Source organism: Roseibium sediminis (assembly GCF_008711325.1).
Taxonomy (GTDB): Bacteria; Pseudomonadota; Alphaproteobacteria; order Rhizobiales; family Stappiaceae; genus Roseibium; species Roseibium sediminis.
This window is the reverse complement of record NZ_VXDB01000004.1, coordinates 135,877-157,805: the sequence shown is the minus strand read 5'-3', so window position 1 is coordinate 157,805 and position 21,929 is coordinate 135,877. Positions and strand designations below refer to the sequence as shown.

Genomic DNA, 21,929 nt, shown 5'->3' with positions numbered 1-21,929 from the left:
GGAGAAATACCCACCAATATTGAGTCAAAGCCAAGAAAAACCGCATGCAACCCTGAATCTAGTGACAGTTGCAACATGGTTTTATTTATCAATTTATTTCCGATTATATGTCGACATTAGGCTTGTCAATGACAACAACATACTGTTATGCAATTCAACATGATTGCCGCTTCGGCATCTTGAGGTATTGAAAACCTCAGAAACAAATTCGTTTTCATAACCGGTCGTTAGACGGCTACCAATTTCCGGTAGTGCACGAGAACGTTCCGGAATTTATTGAGGAGGTTTCAAATGGCCGGAAAAGAAGGCTCAGTTGCTCCCAAGGAGCGGATCAACATCCGTTACGTGCCTGCAACCGGTGATCAGCAGGAAGAGGTGGAACTGCCGCTGCGTTTGGTCATGCTCGGCGACTATCTTGGCCGCGAGGACGATACGCCGCTGGAAGAACGGGACGTCCTTTCCGTCGACAAGAACACCTTCAATTCTGTCATGCAGGAAGCAGGGCTTTCGCGTGAACTCAACGTCAAGAACACCCTATCTGACGATGAAGACGCTCGACTGACGGTCAATCTGAAATTCAAGGGCCTCAAGGATTTTTCTCCGGACGAAATCGTCAAGCAGGTCCCGGAACTCGAACGTCTGATCGAACTGCGCGAAGCGCTGGTTGCGCTCAAGGGACCGCTCGGAAACATCCCTGCCTTTCGCAAGCGCCTGGAACAGATCCTCGAAGACGAGGATTCCCGCCAGAAGCTGATTGAAGAGCTGCAGAGCATTGAAACACGCGCCGACAACGCGAAACGCGGCCAATACCTGAATGGGGCCGCTGCATCCGATAACGGCGAAGCACCTGAGGGTGACGGTACATCAGCCCCCTCTGCAGATGCAGACGAAGACGGCGCCCGCCCTGATTTGAATAGCTGATTTTGGCGGCCCTGCGGGGCTGCCCAAACCCAAATAATTGCGCCGGTTTCGGCACTTGAGAGAGAGTACAGAAATGACACAGACAGGCTCGGCCGCGGCAACTGCTCCGCGGACAGGCGATGCTGCGCATGTATCGCTTCTCGACCAGATCATGGAAGAGACACGCATCCAGCCGGATGATTCTGAAAGCTATTCCATAGCGCGGCGGGGCGTTGAAGCCTTCATCGCGGACATGATTTCCAGCCGCAAGCCAGGCGAGCGCATCAACCGCGTGCTCGTAGACCAGATGATCGCCCAGCTGGACGAAAAGGTGTCACTTCAGATCGACGAAATCATGCACGACAAGAGCTTTCAGGAGCTCGAATCTGCATGGCGCGGCCTGAAACTGCTGGTGGATCGCACGGACTTCCGTGAAAACATCAAGATCGACATTATTTCAGTATCCAAAGACAAGCTTCTGGAGGACTTCGAGACAAGCCCCGAAGTGGTTCAGTCCGGTCTATACAAGCATGTCTATGCTTCCGGATACGGCCAGTTTGGCGGTGAGCCGGTTGGCGCGATGATTGCCAATTACGACTTCGGCCCAGGTGCACGCGACATAAAACTCCTCCAGTATGTCGCCGCTGTGGGTGCGATGGCGCATGCCCCGTTCATTGCAGCCGCCGCCCCACAGATGTTCGATGTCGACGACTATGTCGACCTTCCGGCGCAAAAGGACCTGTTCTCGATTTACGAGGGCCCGCGCTATCGCAAATGGATGGGCTTCCGCCAGAGCGAAGATTCCCGCTATGTGGGCCTAACCTGCCCGCGCTTCCTGCTGCGGATGCCGTATGACGCGGAAGAGAATCCGATCAAGTCATTCGTCTACAACGAGAATGTCACCAAGGATCATGACAACTATCTTTGGGGCAACACGTCTTTCCTGATGGCAACTCGCCTGACGGAGTCCTTTGCCAAGTACCGTTGGTGCCCGAACATCATCGGCCCGCTGTCTGGCGGCGCCGTGTATGATCTTCCAGTCCACGTTTATGAAGCGTTTGGCCAGCTGGAAGAAAAGATCCCGACTGAAATCCTGATCACCGACCGGCGCGAATACGAGCTGGCGGAAGAAGGTTTCATCGCGCTGACCATGCGCAAGGGATCCGACAACGCGGCCTTCTTCTCCGCGAACTCTGCCCAAAAGCCGAAGATCTTCCAGAACACCAAGGAAGGCAAGGCAGCGGAGACCAACTACAAGCTTGGTACCCAGCTTCCCTACATGATGATCATCAACCGCTTGGCACACTACATCAAGGTGCTGCAGCGCGAGCAGATCGGCAGCTGGAAAGAGAAGGAAGACCTTGAGCGCGAGCTCAACACCTGGCTCAAGCAGTATGTGGCCGATCAGGAAAACCCGCCGCAGGACGTTCGCTCCCGCCGCCCGCTGCGCGCAGCGCAAGTGGAAGTATCGGATGTCGAGGGCGATCCGGGCTGGTACCAGGTTTCCCTGAAGGTGCGTCCGCACTTCAAATACATGGGTGCCAACTTCGAACTCTCACTTGTCGGCAAGCTCGACAAGGATGATTGATCGGGGGATGTGTCGTGAGACGGAGAACGGACACGACCGAGGTATGGAATAGCCGGAACCGCGCTGCGGCCGGCAGCCTGTTTGAACGACTGGTCCTTGATGAAGAGGACCGGTCGGTCGACAGCACGGGGACAGAAGTCCAGGGCACCGTGCGGTCGATCAAACGGCATTTGCTGCGCCTGTTGAATGCCCGCGAGGGCGGCGCAGCCTCTGCCCCGGAGCTTGGGCTGGTCGATTTCAACGTCTCCTCCGTGGAATCCAACGACCTGACCCAGCACATCGCGGCCTCTATTCGGCGCTGCATTGACCGGTACGAACCACGTGTTCGGGTCCGAACCGTCGAGTGCTCAAAAGACCCCGACCGTCCGCTTGACCTGAACTTCCGGATCGTTGCCGACGTCCCGGCCGGAAACAACAAGGAACTTGTTCAGATCGACCTGCTCATGCGGGACGGGCGCGCCGCCCATATTCGCTAGATTTAAGACGCTAATTTCAGGGCCCGAAGCCGGTATTCGGGATGGTTTTGACACGTGAGATCACGATACTTTCAGGACGAGCTTACATACCTTCGGGAAAGCGGTCGGATGTTCTCCGAAAGCAATCCGAAGCTCGTCAAGTATCTGTCGGAGCGCTCGACCGACCCTGATGTCGAACGCATTCTGGAAGGCTTTGCCTTTCTGACATCCAAGCTTCGGGAAAAGCTGGATGACGAGCTGCCGGAACTGACCCATTCGGTCCTGAACCTTCTGCTGCCGAATTTCCTGCGCCCCTTCCCGTCTTCGACCATGATGAAACTGGCGCCGATCGAAAAGGCAATCACAGAACGTCAGGTTGTTCCTCGCCATACGGAGATCCTCTCTCGCCCGGTTGACGGCGTCGTGTGTCCGTTCAAGACGACATCGGACGTGGAGATCTATCCGCTTGAGATCGAACGTCAGACAATCGAACGCTCCCGTCAGTCGACCACGCTGCACATCGATCTGGAAACGCTGTCGGGCTTGCCACTGTCGAAGATCGACCTGAAGAACCTGCGTCTCTGGTTTTCCGGCGACGAGGTCACCGCACAGACACTTTATCTGTGGTTCGGTCGATACCTTTCCTCCGTCGAAATCACGCCAACGGGGGAAAACGGATCCGGACCTTCCTTCCGTCTACCGAAGGATCTGATCAGGCCGGGTGGATTTTCCCCGAACGAGGCAATGCTGTCTGCCGGAAATGCCGCCTATGAGGGCTATCGGCTCTTGCGGGAATATTTTGTCTTTCCGGCAAAGTTCCTCTGTTTCGACCTGCTCGACCTTGGTCGGCTGTTCGCCCAATCGGATGCGCTTGGGTTCCGTATCACTGTGCGCTTCGAGCGCCCTCTTCCGCCGGACATCAAGGTGCGTCCGGGGACAGTGCGGCTCTATTGCACGCCTGCGGTCAATCTCTTCAGTCATGACGCTGAGCCGATGATGATCAATCATCGCCGGCTGCATTACCCGCTGCGCCCCTCCTCCAACGCCAAGAAGACCATGAACATCTTCTCGGTGGACCGTGTGATGAGCTGGCGATCGATAGAGGATCCGAAAACCGGATCGCATCTTCGGGACTATCCGCCATTTGAGTCCTTCCATCACGAGGTGGAACGGGCACAGGGTCTGAAGCAGATTTACTACAGGCTCAGAATGCGTGAGGCGCTGCAGGGCGCTGGCATGGATCACCTGCTATCCTTCGTGCGGCATGACAATTCCCCTGTCGTGCCTGACCATGAAGTTCTGTCAGCCGAACTGACCTGCTTTAATGCGTCTCACGCCCACGAGCTTGGCGGGGGTGACATATGCGTGCCGACCGAGGATACGCCAGCCTACGCCCAGTTCAGGAACCTCGACCAACCGACCCCTCCGGTGTTTCCGCCGCTCGACGGCAGCTTGTACTGGAACATGATTTCCAACCTGTCGCTGAATTATGTCTCACTTCTCGACAAGGATGCATTGAGCGCGGTTCTGGCGGTTTACGATTTTCAGGCTCAGGCGGACCGGCGGGCCGAAAGGACCAGCCAGCGCCGGTTGAGCGGCCTGTTGTCCATCCACACGAAACCCTTTGACAAACTGTTCCGCGGCCAACCGGTGCGCGGGCTTCTGTCCACTATGAAACTGCAGGAATCCGCCTTTCAGAGCGAAGGCGACATGTACCTGTTTGCGAGTGTTCTTGCCGAATTCTTCACGCTCTATGCCAGCATCAACTCGTTTCACGAGCTGATCGTTGAGGGCGCGGAAAACAACGAGGTGTACCAATGGCCAGCGAAAATCGGTCGGCAGCCGATTATCTGACGGACCGTTTGGTCCAGGATGCCCGCACCTGGTCGTTTTTCCAGGCGGTGGAGCATATTCAGCGCCTTTATGACGGCGGCAACGAAGTGGGGAGCCACCTGTTGCCGTCTGACGAAAAGATCTTCTTTTCGGTCGATCACCGCCTCGGTTTTCCGATTTCCGACATCAATCGCATCGAGCTGCCGCTCTCACCGAACACAGATCACAAGAGCGGCAATGGTCCGGTTCCTGACTTTCCGTCGGATATCAAGCTGAACGGCACTTCCAATGCCGAACTCGCCCAGCCGTTCCAGCTGGAAGTTGCCTTTTTGGGGCTACACGGAGCAAACTCGCCCCTACCCTCCTACTATCAGGAAACGATTGCCCGCTATGACGCGGAAGGCTCTCTCCTGAAGGGCTTTTTCGACTTCTTCCATAACCGGTTGATCGGCCTGATGCACCGCACGATGCGCAAGTATCGTTACTACGTGCGCTATCAGCCGGAGGCGCAGGACAACTTCTCGCAGAACATGTTCTGCGTATTCGGGCTGGCGGATCGGGAAGCACGGGACACCTCTTCGATCAACTGGGCCCGACTTCTGACCTTTACAGGCATTCTGGCCTCCAGAAACCGCTCGCCGCAGGTGGTTGCGAGCGTGGTAGCCCATGCCTTCTTTCACGAGGATGTGGAAGTGGAGGAATGGATCCAGCGCAAAGTGGACATTCCCCTGAACCAACGCTCGGCACTCGGGACACAGAATTTCCAGCTCGGCGAGAACGTCGTTATCGGTGACCGGGTTCCCGACATTGCCAGCAAGTTCAACATCTATCTGAAGAACCTCAGCTTTGAGCGGTTCCAGGACTTCCTGCCGAGTGGCAAGGACCATGCGGCGCTCAAGCAACTGATCGAGTTCATGCTTCGAGACCAGCATGCTTACGACATCAAGCTGGGCCTTGCCCCCCGTCAGGCACGGCCGCTCGACTTGTCAGATTCCGATGAAGGCCACCTCGGTTGGTCTTCCTTTCTTGGCTCCGGAGATGCCGGTCAGCGTGATGTGCTGATCACGGCACGATTGTGAGGAGGCTGCCATGAAAATGATCCTCGCCGTCAACAATACGACCAATCTGGAAAGTGGTATCGCCGCGACTTCGGTTTTCGAAGCAAGCGGTGGCGTCATAGGCTCGGCTCCCGATGCCGACTGGCAGCTGATGGACCGGGCCGGATCGGTGGCGGACTTCCACGTCAAGATCTTCCAGCAGGACGGCCATTTCTGCGCGACACCTCTCGACCGCGAGGGGATGATCGTCAATCGCTCGTCCCGACCCATGCGCCCCGGCTCGACCTTTTCCGTCTCGGATGGCGATACGTGGAACATCGGGGATTTCAATGTCTCGGTCTACATCGCGGAGAGCGAGAAGTCCGCATCCGGCGGCAAGACACCGGGCGAACAATGGGCGGGCCAGTTCTCGTCCATCGAGACCCTCGTGCCCGGAAGCCTGCAGAACGACGACCGGCGTGAGCAGCTGAACGCGGAAGCGATCCTCGCCGACTATTCCGAAGCCGATGATGAAAAGGCCGAATTTTTCGCCACGCGGGATCGCGCCGTCAAGGAAGCGCTCGATCCGATCACACATTTGAACAAGGTTTCACAGAGCCTGGAAGACGACAGCACGGATCCGGTTGCTCTGTTTGATCGCAAACGGGGGACAAGCTCGATGTCCGATGACAAGACATTGATCGACGATTTGAATATCCGGCCTCAACAGGGCACCGACAGTCTCGGGCTTGATGATCCGATGGCGCAGAACGCACATTTTTCCGGACCAAGACCGACCTCGAATGGCGAGGATCTCGACAGCTATCTGCAGGAATTGACCCAAGCCGGCTCGCGCAGCATCAGCCAGATCCGGGCGCGTGAGGAATGGCATGACGGCGTAAAATCCGGAAACTTTGACGAGGATCAGCAGGTCGACCATGTGGTGTTGCGCCCCCTCCTCAACGCCATGGGCCTGCCGGTTTCGGACATGAGCGTTCCGGAGGCAAACCGCGTTGCACGCGAAACCGGGGAAGCCATGCTGGCGGCCATTATCGGCCTGATGGAAATCCACAATCGCCAGGGCGGTGACCGCAACAGCCTCAACGATACCCATCTGCATCCGGTAGAAGACAATCCGCTGCGTTTGGGCATGACGCCGGGTGATGCTGTTCGGGACCTGTTTCTGGTTCAAAGCCCGGTGCATTTGAACGCGCCCGCTGCAATCGAGGAAAGCCTTGCGCAGATCACGGCGCATGAGGAAGCCAGCCAGACAGCCATCGAGGCTGCCCTTGATGCCGTGCTGGGCGCGTTGTCTCCGGCCCAGCTTTCTCGCCGCTTCGCCCGCTACAAGGGGCATGCGCCGAAGTCCGGTGATGCCGATGCATGGCACTGGCAGATGTACCAGCACTATTACAGCGAGATGAAGTCTGACCGCCAGCGCGGACTGGGTCGCATGTTCTGGGAAATCTTCCGTCAGGTTTATGACCGCGAAATGCGGAGCAAAACGCTGGAAAGCCAGTTCGGGAGTGCGTCCGTTCATGACCTCTAGCGGGTTTGGTGTGCAGCGTATCTTCAAGTTTCTGATCGTCTTGTCGGCGATCGCATTGGTGTGCCTGCTTCCCGGATGCGGAGCGCAGGAAATTCCGGGCAAGGTGATCAAGGTCATCAAGGACCCGAAAATCCCCGTTGGCGAGCCGAAGGACCAGCCCTCGCTCGTCGACATCACGGTCTATTCCGAGACTGGAGCCAATCGGAACGAAGGCGGGGAATCTGTTCCCATCGACGTTTGGGTCTTCCAGCTGAGCGATGACGGCAAGTTCTTTCAGGCCGATTTCGAGACATTGGTCACCGATCCGAAGGCCGTTCTCTCCACCACCTTTGTCAAGGTGAAGGAGGTTCAGGTGGAGCCCGGACAATCCAAGACAATCAACGAACTGGAACTGGAAAAGGACACGACCTTCATCGGCATCGCCGGTGGCTACATGGAACCGGACAAGGTCGATTGGCGAACGGTGGAAGCCGTCAAGTCCAAGGGAGAAACCTACAAGCTTCTTGCGGTCATGAACCGCCGCAAGATCATCACGAACCTTCACCGCTGAGTACGCGCAAACACTGCAGGATCGCTTTCGAATGTCATTGAGAAACCATGTTGTCTGGCGGGACGGGCTGTTCTTGAAGCCCCACCACTTTCAGCAGCAACAGCGATACATGGAGTATCTGGTCAAGACCCGGGCCGACACGCTGGACCCGTATCAGACCGGCTTGTCGCGTATCCGGATCAATCTGGAGAATCTTCTGCATGGCAAGGTTCTGGTTGACCACGCGCAGGGCGTTTTCCCGGACGGTTCCATTCTGGACATCCCGGGGGAAACCAGTCCGCCGGACGCACTGGATGTCAGCACGCGCAACATCGTCGACCAGAGGGTCTATATCGCCCTGCCCCTGCGCCTGAACGGCGTCCCGGAAATCGAGGATGCCATCCAGCCGCAGGACAACACCCGCATGCGGTCGGTCGATCAGGAAGTACGTGACAATGCCTCTGCCGACACCGAGCCCTTCGTGGTCGGTGTTGCCCAGTACCGTGTCCGGCTGATGTTGGAAGAAGAAGACCGCTCCTCCTATACCTGCCTGCCGATTGCCCGCATTCGCGAGAAGCGTTCTGATGGCAGTCTGGTTCTGGATGACGAGTTCCTGCCAACTGCGTCCAATCTGGAAGCGCTGCCGACCTTGAAGAAGGTACTTGATGACTTCGTCGGTCTTCTGCAGCAGCGCGCCCGGCAGATTTCGGCACGTCTGGGGTCTCCCGGACAGCGCGGGGTATCGGATGTTTCGGACTTCCTGATGCTGCAGACGGTCAACCGCCTGTGGCCGGAGTTCCGGCATTTGTCGACCATTGCCGGCGTTCATCCGAAAGACCTTTTCATGACCTTCGGAAAGGCTGCCGGGGAACTCGCCACCTTTTCCCATGACCAGCGCATGCCACCTCCATGGCCTGCCTATCACCACGAAGAGCCACGCATCTGCTTCGACCCGGTGATCTCGTCGCTACGCCAGTCCCTGACGGCGATCTTCGAGGCCAACGCGATTGCCCTGCCGCTCTACAAGCAGAAATTCGGCATCTACACGTCACCGATTGCAGATCGCAGCCTGATGGAGAACGCGATCTTCGTCATCGCGATCAAGGCCAGCGTGCAGCTTGAGAAGCTGGCGCGGGACTTCCCTGCCCAGACCAAGGTGTCGTCCATCGAAAAAATCCGGGAGCTTATCCAGCTCCACTTGCCGGGCGTTGTCCTGCAGCGCCTGCCCTCGCCGCCCCGGCAGCTGCCCTACCACGCCGGGTTCACCTACTTCCAGCTCGACCAGAATTCGGCCGGTTGGGGACACATGACCAATGCCAGCGGCTTCGCGTTCCATGTCGCCGGCACGTTCCCCGATCTCGACATGCAGTTCTGGGCGATCCGAAATGAAAGGTCATCGTGATGAACGAGGTCGCAAGCATTTTTGAAATGGAACCGGCCAAGACGGTCGACGCAACCCCGGCAACGACGCAAAAGAGTCTGCCGCCGTCGCTGCAACTGAGCAATCGGCTTGCCTTTCCGCTTCGCGGCAACAGCGTCAACAAGATCGTTGATGCCAGCCAGTCGTTGCTCGCCCTGATCGCCCGGATTCCGGATGTGTCGGAATTCAACAACATCGACCACCTGCACCGGGACATCAAGGCAGAGATCGAGTCACTGGAACTGGAACTGCACCGGGAAGGATATGACCGCGCGACGATCCTCGCCCATCGCTATTGCCTTTGCTCGGCGATAGACGAAGCCGTGATGTGCTCGAAATGGGGTGAGGAATCCGACTGGTCAGAACGCAGCCTTCTGGCCCTTTTTCATTCGGAAACCTGGGGCGGCGAAAAGTTCTTCATCGTTCTCGGCCGCCTGATGCGTGATCCGCCAAGATATGTCGAACTCATCGAGTTCCTCTACCTGTTGCTGTGCCTTGGTTTTGAAGGCAAGTACCGGGTGATGCACAACGGGCGCACCCAGCTGGAAGACGTCATCCGCGAGGTTCACGACGCCATCCGCAAGGAGCGCGGCGATGCGCCGGAAACTCTCGTCTCATTCCGCGACAAGGTGTTCGACAAGGTCCACTTCATCCGCCGCCAGACCCCGGTTTCCTACATCTGGATCGTGTTCGCCTGTCTGTGTGTGGCGACTTTCGCCGGGTTCTACTACGCGATTGACCAATATACCGACACTGTCGTCGAACAGTTGAAAAACATGCTTTGATTTCTGGAGTTTAATATGGCTCGACTGGATATCCGGTCCCTGATCGACCGCCTCAACACCTGTTCCCGCCGCGCGATCGAAGAAGCTGGCTCGGTGTGTGTTGCCAAATCCCACCGCGAAGTGACCGTCGAGCATCTCCTGTCGGTTCTCCTCAAGCAGCCGGGCGCCGATGTCAGGATTATCCTGAAGGACAACGGGGTCGACCCGGACCATCTGCATGAAGATGTGGAACGGACCTTTGCGCGCTTCCGTCAGACCCAGTCCGACCGCACGCCGACCTTCTCGCCGTTGCTTCTTGATCTCCTTCAGGATGCGTGGATCATCACCTCCGTTCAGCTGCAGGAACCGGCCATTCGCTCCGGCGCAATCCTGCTCGCCATTCTCGGCGACCTTGGACGGTATTGCGACTTTGCCTATTACGACCGGCTGTCTCCACTGTCGCCGGACGACCTGACACGCCGTTTTGCCGGCCTTACGAACGGGTCTGTCGAAGAACAAAATGCCGGAGTCCCGGCGCAAGGGGCCGCATCTTCAGGTGGTGCCGATCCGTCCGGAGACAGCGCCCTTGCCCGCTTTGGCACGAATTTCACCGACCTTGCCCGCGAAGGCCAGATCGACCCGATTTTCTGCCGCGACCGGGAAATTCGCCAGATCATCGAGATCCTGTGCCGTCGGCGCAAGAACAATCCGATCTGCGTTGGCGAGGCCGGGGTCGGCAAGACGGCTCTTGCTGAGGGCTTTGCGCTGAAAGTGGCCGAAGGCGATGTTCCCGAGGCCCTTAAGGGCGTGGCTGTCTGGGGACTCGACGTTGGCTCCCTGCAGGCAGGCGCATCCATGAAGGGTGAGTTCGAAAAGCGCCTGAAGGCCGTCATCGAGGAAGTGAAATCCAGCCCTGATCCAATCATTCTCTTCATTGACGAAGCCCACACGCTGATTGGTGCGGGCGGCGACAAGGGCGGGTCGGATGCGGCCAACCTCCTGAAACCGGCTCTTGCCCGCGGCGAACTCAAGACCATCGCCGCGACGACCTGGAGCGAATACAAGACCTATTTCGAAAAAGACCCGGCCCTCACCCGCCGCTTCCAGCTGGTGAAGCTGGACGAACCGACCGTGGAAGATGCAGTCATCATCCTGCGCGGCTTGAAAGCGTCCTATGAGAAGGCGCACGGGGTCTACATTTCCGAAAAGGCGCTTGAGGCGGCTGCCCGGCTTTCTGCCCGCTACATCACCGGTAGACAGCTGCCGGACAAGGCTATTGACGTCATCGACACTGCTTGCGCGCGCGTCACTGCCTGCTTCGACTCGCTTCCGGCCGAAATGGAACGGCTGATGCAGGAACAAAAGGCGCTGGAGCGCGAGCGCCTTGGCCTGTTGCGCGATCAGGCTCTTGGCACCTTGCCGCAGGACCAGCAGGACCGCCTCAACTATCTCGATAACCGCGAGGGTGAGCTTGTTGCCGAGATCTCCGAGCTGGATTCCAGACTGGACCACCAGCGCGAACTCGCTGGCGAACTCGTTGTTCAACGACGTTCACTCCTTAATGGCGGCGAGCAGGCAGAAGGCGTTGAGAGCCTTTCCCGCGCCGAACTTGACCGTATCACGCGGGAGTTTGGTGCCATTCGCGAACAGGATAGGCTTGTGCCCATTGAAGTGGGGGCTGCGGAAGTGGCCGCCGTTATCGGCGACTGGACCGGCATTCCGGTGTCTTCCATGGTGGAGGATGACTACCAGCGTCTTTTGACGCTGAGCGAAACCATGAAACAAACCATTCGAGGGCAGGATCATGCCCTCGCTGCGGTGGAAGAACGGTTGCGAGCCTCCCGGCTGGATCTGCACCGCAAGGGGCAACCTCTTGGCGTCTTCCTGCTGGCCGGACCTTCCGGCGTCGGCAAGACCGAGACAGCGCTGGAGGTTGCCCGCCAATTGTTCGGCGGGGAACAGTTCCTGACGACGATCAACATGTCCGAATATCAGGAACGCCACACGATCTCGCGCCTGATCGGTTCTCCCCCCGGCTATGTCGGTTATGGCGAAGGCGGCATCCTGACCGAAGCCATTCGCAAGAAGCCCTATTCCGTCGTTTTGCTGGATGAGGTGGAAAAAGCGGACCCGAATGTTCTGAACCTGTTTTATCAGGCCTTTGACAAGGGGGAACTCGCCGATGGCGAAGGCCGCCTGATTGATTGCAAGAACGTCGTTTTCTTCCTCACCAGCAACCTCGGATCGGATCAGATCGAAAACTGGGTGGCGACTGCCGAAGAGGGCAAGATCCCCTCGCCCGCCGTCATGGGACGCTCCTTGCAACCGCTTTTTGCCCAGCATTTCAAGCCGGCGCTTTTGGCCCGTATGGAGCCGATCGTCTATCTGCCGCTCTCCGACGAAGTTATGGCAGAGATTGTCGGGTTGAAACTCGATGCGCTGTGCCAGCTTTTGAAGGACAGCCAAAAGATCACGTTGACCATCAGCGAGGCTGCGGCCGGACGCGTGCAGGCCATGTGTGGTGTATCGGCCAACGGGGCCCGCTTTGTCGATCAGGTTATCCAGCGCCAGCTCCTGCCGACCCTTTCGCTTGAAATTCTGGAAGCCGGGCAACGCGGCGAAACCCTCTCCGACATTCTCGTCGACTATGAGGAAGACAAGGGCTTTGCCTTCCAGACCAGCCTCAGGCAGGAGGAAAACGAGGAGCCCAGTCTGGAAGCCGTTCAGGAGGCTTAGGCTGTGCTGCGCCGAACCATGACCGCAAATCTGGAACGACCGCTTCTTGAGGCCCGGACCTCTGCGCGTCTTCACGCAGCGCTTGCGCATGGGGCAATGGAGCTGTGCGAGGCGCAGTCCGTTGCGTTTTATGTCGTGGACGCGACAGGACGAACGCTTCGCCCTCTGGCAAGCGAAGGCACCTATGCGGTTGGCAAACTGCCTGATCTCGGACTTGGCTGGGATCGGCAACAGTCTGATGTCGTGGCGGCCCTTCAGACATCGGTGATGTTTGCGCAAGGCCCCAGCGCCCCGGAAACGGCGGAAACCTTCCGCCAGCAGATTTTCGCAACGCGCGGCTGGTTGCTTGCCCTGCGTCTGGAAGTTCCCGGTTCTGACGGCGAGCCTTCCATGCTGAAGGCCGGCTCCGGGGTTCTTCTAGCCAACCTTTCTGCTCCGCCTCCCCGTGACATGGAGCTTGTGCGCGAAGCGCTCAGTGAACTCTTCGATGTATTCCTGAAACTGCGCCCGCTGGTTGATGCCTATGAACACAAGGACGAACCTCGGGTTTCACAAAAGGAAAAGCAGGCCGAAGGATGGGCCCGGCTGAATGCCGCACTTGCAGAGAGGCTTGTCGGCACATCGGCGCAAGTGAGTGAAATGCGAAGCCAGATTGCCCGTTATGCCACTCGGGACTACTGCATTCTTGTGCAGGGAGAGACCGGAACCGGCAAGGAACTCGCCGCCCGCGCGCTGCACCGTCTGTCGACCCGGTCCGGTGGCCCATGGGTTGCCGAAAACTGCTCGGCCCTGCCTGAAAACCTGATCGAAAGCGAGCTGTTCGGCTATGAAAAAGGAGCCTTTACCGGCGCTGATCAGGCTCGCGAAGGCCTGATGATGAAAGCGTCCGGAGGCACGTTGTTTCTCGACGAGATCGGCGATCTGCCGCTATCGCTTCAGGCCAAGCTCCTGCGCGTCCTGCAGGAACGCAAGATCCGTCCGCTTGGTGCCCGCACCGAGGTCGAGGTCGACTTCCGCCTGATCACGGCAACCCACAAGGACCTGCGCAAGGCGGTGGAAACCGGCACTTTTCGTGCCGACCTCTATCACCGGATCGCGCAGCTGACACTCAAGCTTCCGCCGCTTCGCGACCGGTTCGGAGATATCACCTATCTTGCGCGCTATTTCCTCTCGGAGATGGCAGCACGCGAGGACCAACCGGTCAAGCTCCTGTCTGATGACGCACTTGAGCGCCTTGAGGCGCATCCCTTCACCGGGAATATCCGCGAACTCCAGAACTGCATGATCCGGGCAGCCCTTCTGGCGGTGGACGGATCGGTGATAACCGGTACCATCATTGACGAGGTCCTGCATTCGCTCGCCGTGGGCACGCAGCCCCCAGCATCAAGTGAACCGCAAGCTGCCACACTGGACGCACAGATCGGTCGCTCTGGCCTGCCCGATACCCTCGCTCTCGTCGAGCGCGATCTTCTGACCCGCTGTCACGAACAGTTTGCCGGGAACCGCCAGTTGATGGCCTCCCATCTCAAGATCCCGCGCCGCACCCTTGCAAACAAGCTGGCCCGCTATTGCATCGGCTCTGCCGACACTGATGCGACCGAGCCGGACCCCAAAGGACACTGACATGCCCTCAGCTTCTCCCTTCTCGCGCCAGCTGTTCAGCTCCCTGCTTCTGGGGACGGCTCTTTGCCTTTCAGCCCAAGGGTCGGCTTCTGCCCGTGACGTTGCTGACAAGGCAATCGAGGCCTGCACGCAGGAACCGGACCGGTTTGATCGCCTCGCCTGCTTCGACGCACTTCTTGGCACGCCAAAATCCGTCATTGCCGGAAAGAAACCGATTCTGTGGACACCGGAGACCTCTTCCGCGCCCGCACCTTCAAAATACGAGAACTTCGGCCCGCTGGAACGCATTGCCCACGAGATGGAAGACGCACGGCCTTCCGGCGACCAATCCTGGCAGTTCCGCTATTCGCGCGTCGGGCAACCGAGCCTTCGAACGCTGCAGGAACTGATTGTCGATGTGCGGCAGGCGGCTGAACAGCCACTCCCGGCGGATTTCGGTGATGAAAGCGGCGCAATCCTGCCGGAAAAGGCGGCTGCAGCCTTGGTGGAGCGCAGCCCGGAGGACACTTTGGAGCCGGGAACCGCCAACATTTACCTGACCATGGGCGAAACACTGCCAGCTGATGCTGCAGCAGACGAGCGCAAGACAATCCTGATGCTCTCTTGCGAAGCTGACATTACGACCGCACGGCTGATGCTTCCCAGTGAGGCTCCAGTTCGCCGGAACCAGGTGGAAGTGCGTGTCGACGGAAACATTGCCGAGCGTGATATCTGGCAGACATCGGAAAATGACCGCGTGTTGATGGCAGCGCGTGGTCTGGTCAGCATTTCGCACATCACGAAATGGATCCAGTCCGAGCGGCTTCAGTTCGACGTCGTCGTTGATGGCCGGGAAAAGGCGATTGTCTTCGAGACGTCAAACCTGAAGGAACTGCTCCAGCCGCTGCGCCGCGCCTGCCGTTGGTAAAGGCCAAACCCTACTCAGTTGAGGTCCTTCAAAAGACGGCCATGCTTGCGGGTCTGACGGACGATATCTCCAAAGGTCTTGTGACCCTTCGAAATCAGGATCGGCAGCATCTTGCAGAGGACTTCTGCCGTTGCACGGGCATCCCCAAGCGCTGTGTGCCTGAGCTCTGGCGGAATGGTGACGCCGAGACGATCGCAGAGTGCATCGAGCGTATGCTTCTCCGTGGTTCCATAGAGCACGGCGGACAACAGCACAGTGTCGAGAACCGGATGATCCCACACAAGGCCCGATGTCTTGCCGTGCCGTTGCATGAAGGCCATGTCAAACGGCGCATTATGGGCGACGATAACGGAATCCTTGGCAAAGGTATGAAAATGGCGAACCGAGGTCACAGCATCAGGCGCGCCTATCACCATGTCATCGGAAATGCCATGCACCTTGGTTGAGGCCGGCGGGATCTTGCGGCCCGGATTGACCAGCTGATCGATGATCTCGCCCGGCACGATCTTGCCATTGACCACGCGCACGGCGCCGATCTGGACGATCTCGTCCTTGTTGGGCATCAAGCCAGTGGTTTCCGTGTCGAAAACCGTGAAACTCAGGCTTTCCAGTGGCCTGTTTTCCAGCTCATGCCCACCATCAAGCTCAGACAAGGCAAAGTCGTAGACGAGCGGACGTTCGGCTTCGGGCGTGATGCGGGCGTGGGTGTTGTCCACCAGCACCATGTAGCCTTGCACGTGTTTCAGCTTTTTCAGACGCAGTTCAAAGCACAGGTTATCCCGGGCGCAGCGCACCTCGCTGACCACTTCGGTCAACGTCTCGGAAAGCTGATCATGGGCCTTTCGCATGTCAGCTTCATTGAAATAGTCGAAGATCGATGCGCTGAGGCGCGGGACATGTACCTGACCCAGCACATCTGCCGCCTGCCCGTCATAGAGGATGATCTTGTGGTTCGGGCTGATCAGGATGATGGCGACCGGGATTTCTGTCAGCAACAGTGCCAAATGCGCCCGTTCCGCCGCCAATCTCGCCGTTTCTTCCGCCCCCGCCTGCCTGACCTCGGAACCGGACTTCACCAGCAGTCCGGAGACAGCATGAACTGCGGGCGCCAGATCACCGAGGTAGCGCGCCTCGTGAAGGTCCACGGCTGCCTCCACATCCGTATGCGCGCGGGTGCGCATGGCGATGGCGATTTTCTCGATCGGGCGCGCAACGTTTTCATCGAAGAGAAGCCAAAAGATTACAGCGAGTGCTGCAACGCCAAAGGCCGCCACAACGCCTGAAAACAAAAAGGCTGACGCGACATCCTGCCCGTCCAGCCTTTGATACCCCCAATAAAGCGCTCCTCCCACCAGTGCCGCCCCGGCCAATGCCAGTCCCAGAAACATCAGGAAAATGCGGAGGCGGAGGGAGAGCTGGGTGAGCATCAGACCGTTCCGCACACCGTTGTCAGAATGGCGTCCTCTCCCGGCACCTTGATCCAGTCGGCTCCGTCGACGGTGCCATCATCATCAAAACTGATTGCATCAGCCAGCGCCGCCCGCTTTTGCCCCGGACAGTCGGTGATCACCATCATCTCGTTGATGGGCGACCAGCGACCGAAGAAATAGACCTCGGCGAGCTTTACGCCGGGATGATGGGGGTGGGTGCGGATTGTTGCGATATCCACGGCCGCAAAACGCTCGACATAGGGCCAAACGTAGGTCCATGGGCGATAAACCGCCTTGCTCTCAACCGTTTGAGCCACAACCACACCTTCGGGCAGCGTGGCTTTCGTGCGGGAGAACCAGTCATATTCGCTGTAGATTGTTGTGGCGATCATGACTGCGCCTGCAGCAACCGGTGTCAGCCAACGGGGAAAGCGCCCGCCCAGCACCCGGTTTGCCAGCAGCACGACCCCGGCTGCTGCCAAACCGGCGATGAAGGTTGCGATCAATTCCAGGAACATGTCATCTCACTCCGCTTCAGGCCGAGACCGTTGCGGTCGATGGTCCTGAAAGTTATTCCACTTGCACCGTAGTCGGACACTGCCGACTTCACACCTTGAATCTGCAGATCATGCCAAGTGTCTGTTTTATTGCATACCCTTGCTTTCGGTGAATACCGCCCTTAACCCAGCAAGCCGGTCCCGTGGCCAATGGCAGATTGCATGGTCTTCACCACCACAAAGGCATCGCGCAGGTGGCTTCTTTCGAAATCCGACAGTTTGGACGGAAGCAGGAAGTTGTCTGGCTTGTTGCCCTGCTTGACCAGCTCGGCCTGATGTAACAGCCGTGTTTCGGCGATCAGGTCATAGGCGTCCAGAAGATCCCCTGCCCCTGACTGACTGAGCTGCCCGAGTTCCCGTGCCTCGACCAACCGGGCCCGCGTGTTCACCGCGCCAATGCGCCCGCGAAGCGCGTAAACCCGCGCTAGGTCAACCACAGGCACCACGCCATTATGTTTCATGTCGAGCGTATTCTTGTGCTCGCCGGACCGGATCGTTGCCAGACCGCGCAGGAGGCTAAGCGGTGGCTGGTGCTTCAGAGAGTTGGCGATCATGTGGGCGACGAAGATCGAATTCCTTGAAGCTGCTTCCAGCGTTGTTTCCTGCAGGTTTTCAAACAACGGCAGGTGACCGCCAATCGGCCGCAGGTCAAACATGACGGAAGAGAGCATCTGTGCCATCGGATCAGGCTTGGCGATCCAGCCTTCGAAATAGGATCTCCAGACCCGCATCGGCTGGCACCAGCGCGGATTGGTCGCCATCATATCACCGGGGCAGTAGATGTAACCGCAGGTGTCGAGGCCGTCGGAGACGAATTTGGCGAGATCGGCAAAATAGCCATCGCGTTGCTCGTCTGTCACCGCGTCATCAAGAAAGAGGCAATTGTCCTGATCGCTGACGCCGGTCTGTTCCTGACGTCCCTGCGATCCGCAGGCTAGCCAGAGATAGGGAACCGGCGGCGGGCCCAGCTTTTCTTCCGCCAAGGCCAGCAAGCGGCGCGTTGCTGTGTCTGCTATATCCGTGATCAGGCGCGTGACGACTTCATGGCGACTGCCACCGCCCACAAGCTGCACCAAAAGCTTCGGAATACGCGCGGTGACCCTGGCCATTTCCTCAGCAGATGCGGCATAGGCGATCTCGCTGACCATATCTGCGGAGCTGACGGCCTGATAGCGGGTGAGATCCGTCTGCGTGATGATGCCGACGAGCCTGCCACCCTCGACAATCGGCACATGGCCAATGCGCCGTTCCATCATCAGGTGCAGCACGTCCGAGCCGATAGCCGACGGACTGAGAGTGAACGGTGCTGCCGTCATGATATCCGCAACCGGGGTGTTGAACGGAAGGCCTTCCGCGAGCACCTTGCCGGACAAATCGCGGACCGTGACAATGCCTTTCAGGGCCTTGTCTCCCGCCGTGATGCACAGGGACGACACATGCTTGTCGCGCATCATGCGGGCAGCGTCCTGCACAGGTGTCTCCGGCAAACAGGTGAACGGGTTTGCCGCCATAAGCGTCTCGGCTCGGGTCGTCGCCAGCTCTCGCCGATGAGGTTCGCGTTTTCCTGACCGGTCAAAGAACCGTCCGATCACGTCATGTTCGGCGATGAGTTTGCGGAAGATGTCCGCCGGCACGATCAACAGCGTGCTGTCTTCCGAGGCCTGCGCAGACGTGACCGCCAGACCGCCATGCATGAGGCCACGTTCACCGAATGAATTTCGAACACCAAGAAGGCTGACCGGCGCGCCGTGTTCGTCGCGGATCTCGATCACTCCGTCGTGGATCAGGTAGAGGCCGGGCAGCCCGTCGCCAAGAGCGTAGACAATCGTGCCTTTTTCAACGCGCTGGACCTTGCACTCGCGCGCAAGTCGGGACTGAGCATCCGGGGATATGGAATCGTAGGGATGAACCGATTTCAGAAAACCGAGGATTTGCTCAGGTGTCAGGGGCATGGGCGTCGCTCTGAAATCAAAAGAAAAGTCCTGCCCGGTTTACACCGGACAGGATCTGATTGGAAAGGAAGGCCGACTTCCCGGCCTTCCCATAGAGGCTTAGTGAGCCTGTGCAGTACCTGCACCGCGCGGGACGCGAACGCTCTCGACCAGCTTCTCGATGTCCGCCGGGATCGGAGCGGAGGACTTCGATACGAAGTAGGCAACCGCGAAGTTGACCAGCGCACCAACCGCACCGAAAGAGGTGGACTTGATCGTGCCGAGCAACGGAGCAGCATCGGTGAAGCTGTTCGTGTCCGGAATGAAGAGCCAACCCTTGTGCAGGAAGATGTAGATTAGGGTCACGGAGATACCTGCGATCATGCCAGCTACCGCACCACGGCTGTTGACCTTGGTGAAGATACCCATCATGAGAGCCGGGAAGATCGAGGCCGCAGCCAGACCGAAGGCGAGAGCCACCGTTTGCGCCGCAAAGCCTGGAGGATTGAGCCCCAGATAGGTTGCGACCGCAATGGCGACAGCCATGGACACACGTGCCCACATCAGTTCGCCCTTTTCGGAGATGGTCGGGTTCAGCCAGCCCTTCACAAGGTCATGCGACACTGCGGAGGAAATTGCCAGCAACAGACCAGCAGCCGTCGACAGAGCAGCAGCGAGACCACCAGCAGCCACGAGACCGATAACCCAACCCGGCAGGTTCGCAATTTCCGGGTTCGCCAGAACGAGGATGTCGCGGTTGAAGTTGGTCAGCTCGTTGCCTTTCCAGCCGTTTTCTTCTGCACGTGCCTGAAGGGACTCAGCCTTGTCGTTGTAGTACTGGATCTTGCCATCGCCGTTCTTGTCTTCCCAGCCGAGAAGACCGGTCTTCTGCCAGGTCTGCATCCAGTCGTACTTCGGATCGTTTTCGATCGTCTCGATGGAAACAGCTTCACCAGCAGTGCCGTTCGGCCACATCATGTCGGTGATGTTCAGGCGAGCCATTGCACCAACTGCCGGAGCGGTGAGGTACAGGAGCGCGATGAACACCAGCGCCCAGCCAGCGGACCAACGAGCGTCGGACACCTTCGGCACGGTGAAGAAGCGCATGATGACGTGCGGCAGACCTGCAGTACCGATCATGAGCGACAGGGTGAACAGGACCATGTTGAACGTGTCACCGTTATGCGTGGTGTACTCGTTGAAACCCAGTTCAACCAGAAGGCCGTCCAGCTTTGCCAGCAGCGGCTCGCCGGAAGCAACATGGTCACCGAAGAGACCAAGAGCCGGGACCGGGTTGCCAGTCAGCTGCAGGGAGATGAACACTGCCGGAATGGTGTAAGCCGTGATCAGAACGACATACTGAGCCACCTGGGTGTAGGTCACACCCTTCATGCCACCGAAAACGGCGTAGGCGAACACGACAGCTGCACCGATCAGAAGGCCGGTTGTGTTGCTGACTTCAAGGAAGCGACCGAAGGCAACGCCAACGCCGGTCATCTGACCGATAACGTAGGTTACCGACGCGATGATCAGGCAGACAACAGCCACGATACGTGCGGTCTGGCTGTAGTAGCGGTCACCGATGAACTCGGAAACGGTGTACTTGCCGAACTTGCGCAGATACGGAGCAAGCAGCAGGGCAAGAAGCACGTAACCGCCGGTCCAACCCATCAGGAAGGTGGAGTTGTCGTAACCGGTGAAGGCGATGAGGCCAGCCATGGAGATGAACGAAGCAGCGGACATCCAGTCAGCAGCCGTTGCCATCCCATTGGTGACCGGGTGAACGCCGCGACCTGCAGCGTAGAACTCGGAAGTGGAACCCGCACGGGCCCAGATCGCGATGCCGATGTAGAGGGCAAAGGAGCCGCCCACAAACAGCAGGTTAATGGTAAACTGATCCATGTTCTCTACTGCCCTTATTCTTCATCCACGCCGTGTTCACGGTCGAGGCTGTTCATGCGCCATGCATAGAAGAAGATGATCCCGAGGAAGACCAGGATCGATCCTTGCTGGGCAAACCAGAAACCAAGATCGGTTCCGCCAACGGCAATGCCGCTAACCAGAGGGCGCAGCAGGATGCCGAGCCCGAAAGAAACCAGCGCCCATATGATGAGGCTGATCACAATGAGACGCAAATTGGCGGACCAATAAGCATTACTGGATGAGTTGTCGGACATGTAGGCTCCTCCACTTTGTCCTGTTTATTCCCCGTGCAACCGGAGACGTGGAATCTCCGCAATCCCATCTGACGACGCTGGATTATTTGCTGAAACATCCCCACCGGGTCGTCGCGCTCCCAAACAAGTTCGGAGCAAAACGATTTAAAGCCCTGATCCCTGCCGCCGCTTGACTACCGGTTTCCCACACCGGCTTCCGACGTTTTCTAGACCCCAGGAATTACGGGTCAGTTGGAATGCGAAAACGCCTTGGATCAAAACTTCCCAGCCAGCAAACCCCCATGCCGGTTGATAGAATCATTTGCACCTATCTTTAATTGCATCCGCGTGTTTGTGCGAAACGCCAGAAAAGATCAACCATGCACGCAGGCCCAGAAAGCCGGGTCCATGATCAAGGTGGACAATTTTAGTATCAGCAGTTGCAGGGCGTACAAGCCTACTTAGGTATGGCCGACTTAAGTCTAATTTAACTTTTCCATCAGGATTTCTGCCG

Annotated in this window: 17 protein-coding genes; 12 read left to right on the top strand and 5 right to left on the bottom strand. The window is 58.2% G+C overall.

What is annotated here, in order from left to right; genetic code table 11:
- Positions 1-291: 291 nt before the first annotated feature.
- The 12 genes from tssB (at position 292) to F0155_RS05605 (ending at position 15,341) form a co-directional block, all read left to right on the top strand.
- Complete coding sequence (tssB, locus tag F0155_RS05660; protein WP_150523513.1) at positions 292-921, top strand: type VI secretion system contractile sheath small subunit; 630 nt, start codon at positions 292-294, stop codon at positions 919-921.
- A gap of 73 nt (positions 922-994) precedes the next feature.
- On the top strand, positions 995-2,488 hold the full coding sequence (tssC, locus tag F0155_RS05655; RefSeq protein WP_150523512.1) for a type VI secretion system contractile sheath large subunit: 1,494 nt from the start codon (positions 995-997) through the stop codon (positions 2,486-2,488).
- Positions 2,489-2,502: 14 nt separating this feature from the next.
- Complete coding sequence (tssE, locus tag F0155_RS05650; RefSeq protein ID WP_192913761.1) at positions 2,503-2,964, top strand: type VI secretion system baseplate subunit TssE; 462 nt, start codon at positions 2,503-2,505, stop codon at positions 2,962-2,964.
- Positions 2,965-3,072: 108 nt separating this feature from the next.
- Positions 3,073-4,797 carry a type VI secretion system baseplate subunit TssF gene (gene tssF, locus F0155_RS05645; protein WP_244303462.1) on the top strand — a complete coding sequence of 575 codons (1,725 nt, stop codon included), beginning with the start codon at positions 3,073-3,075 and terminating at the stop codon, positions 4,795-4,797.
- Positions 4,761-5,855, top strand: coding sequence for a type VI secretion system baseplate subunit TssG (tssG, locus tag F0155_RS05640; protein WP_192913760.1), 1,095 nt, complete (start codon positions 4,761-4,763; stop codon positions 5,853-5,855). Before tssF ends, tssG begins: the two co-directional genes overlap by 37 nt.
- 10 nt (positions 5,856-5,865) lie before the next feature.
- Positions 5,866-7,362 (top strand): type VI secretion system-associated FHA domain protein TagH, encoded by a 1,497-nt coding sequence (gene tagH, locus F0155_RS05635; RefSeq protein ID WP_150523510.1) that lies wholly within the window; start codon positions 5,866-5,868, stop codon positions 7,360-7,362.
- Positions 7,352-7,912: a type VI secretion system lipoprotein TssJ gene (gene tssJ / locus F0155_RS05630; protein WP_150523509.1), complete on the top strand. Its 561-nt coding sequence runs from the start codon at positions 7,352-7,354 to the stop codon at positions 7,910-7,912. Before tagH ends, tssJ begins: the two co-directional genes overlap by 11 nt.
- 31 nt (positions 7,913-7,943) lie before the next feature.
- Positions 7,944-9,293 (top strand): type VI secretion system baseplate subunit TssK, encoded by a 1,350-nt coding sequence (tssK, locus tag F0155_RS05625; protein ID WP_150523508.1) that lies wholly within the window; start codon positions 7,944-7,946, stop codon positions 9,291-9,293.
- Positions 9,293-10,096 carry a type IVB secretion system protein IcmH/DotU gene (gene icmH / locus F0155_RS05620; RefSeq protein WP_192913759.1) on the top strand — a complete coding sequence of 268 codons (804 nt, stop codon included), beginning with the start codon at positions 9,293-9,295 and terminating at the stop codon, positions 10,094-10,096. The genes tssK and icmH overlap by 1 nt, the downstream gene beginning before the upstream one ends.
- 15 nt (positions 10,097-10,111) lie before the next feature.
- Entirely contained in the window at positions 10,112-12,811 is a 2,700-nt protein-coding gene (gene tssH / locus F0155_RS05615) for a type VI secretion system ATPase TssH (protein ID WP_150523506.1), read from the top strand.
- Between the two features lie 3 nt (positions 12,812-12,814).
- Positions 12,815-14,434: a sigma-54 interaction domain-containing protein gene (locus F0155_RS05610; RefSeq protein WP_150523505.1), complete on the top strand. Its 1,620-nt coding sequence runs from the start codon at positions 12,815-12,817 to the stop codon at positions 14,432-14,434.
- A gap of 1 nt (position 14,435) precedes the next feature.
- Positions 14,436-15,341 (top strand): type VI secretion system-associated protein TagO, encoded by a 906-nt coding sequence (locus F0155_RS05605; RefSeq protein WP_161599757.1) that lies wholly within the window; start codon positions 14,436-14,438, stop codon positions 15,339-15,341.
- A 14-nt stretch (positions 15,342-15,355) separates the two neighbouring features.
- On the opposite strand, the gene F0155_RS05600 is transcribed toward F0155_RS05605, so the two are convergent.
- From F0155_RS05600 to F0155_RS05580, 5 genes are all read right to left on the bottom strand, one after another.
- Positions 15,356-16,768, bottom strand: a complete 1,413-nt coding sequence (locus F0155_RS05600; protein ID WP_150523503.1) for a 3'-5' exonuclease — start codon at positions 16,766-16,768, stop codon at positions 15,356-15,358.
- On the bottom strand, positions 16,768-17,289 hold the full coding sequence (locus tag F0155_RS05595; RefSeq protein WP_150523502.1) for a hypothetical protein: 522 nt from the start codon (positions 17,287-17,289) through the stop codon (positions 16,768-16,770). Before F0155_RS05595 ends, F0155_RS05600 begins: the two co-directional genes overlap by 1 nt.
- A 161-nt stretch (positions 17,290-17,450) precedes the next feature.
- Positions 17,451-19,280 (bottom strand): DUF294 nucleotidyltransferase-like domain-containing protein, encoded by a 1,830-nt coding sequence (locus F0155_RS05590; protein WP_150523501.1) that lies wholly within the window; start codon positions 19,278-19,280, stop codon positions 17,451-17,453.
- A gap of 99 nt (positions 19,281-19,379) precedes the next feature.
- Positions 19,380-21,161 carry a sodium:solute symporter family protein gene (locus F0155_RS05585; RefSeq protein WP_150523500.1) on the bottom strand — a complete coding sequence of 594 codons (1,782 nt, stop codon included), beginning with the start codon at positions 21,159-21,161 and terminating at the stop codon, positions 19,380-19,382.
- A 14-nt stretch (positions 21,162-21,175) separates the two neighbouring features.
- Positions 21,176-21,436 carry a DUF4212 domain-containing protein gene (locus tag F0155_RS05580; protein WP_150523499.1) on the bottom strand — a complete coding sequence of 87 codons (261 nt, stop codon included), beginning with the start codon at positions 21,434-21,436 and terminating at the stop codon, positions 21,176-21,178.
- Between the last annotated feature and the right edge of the window lie 493 nt (positions 21,437-21,929).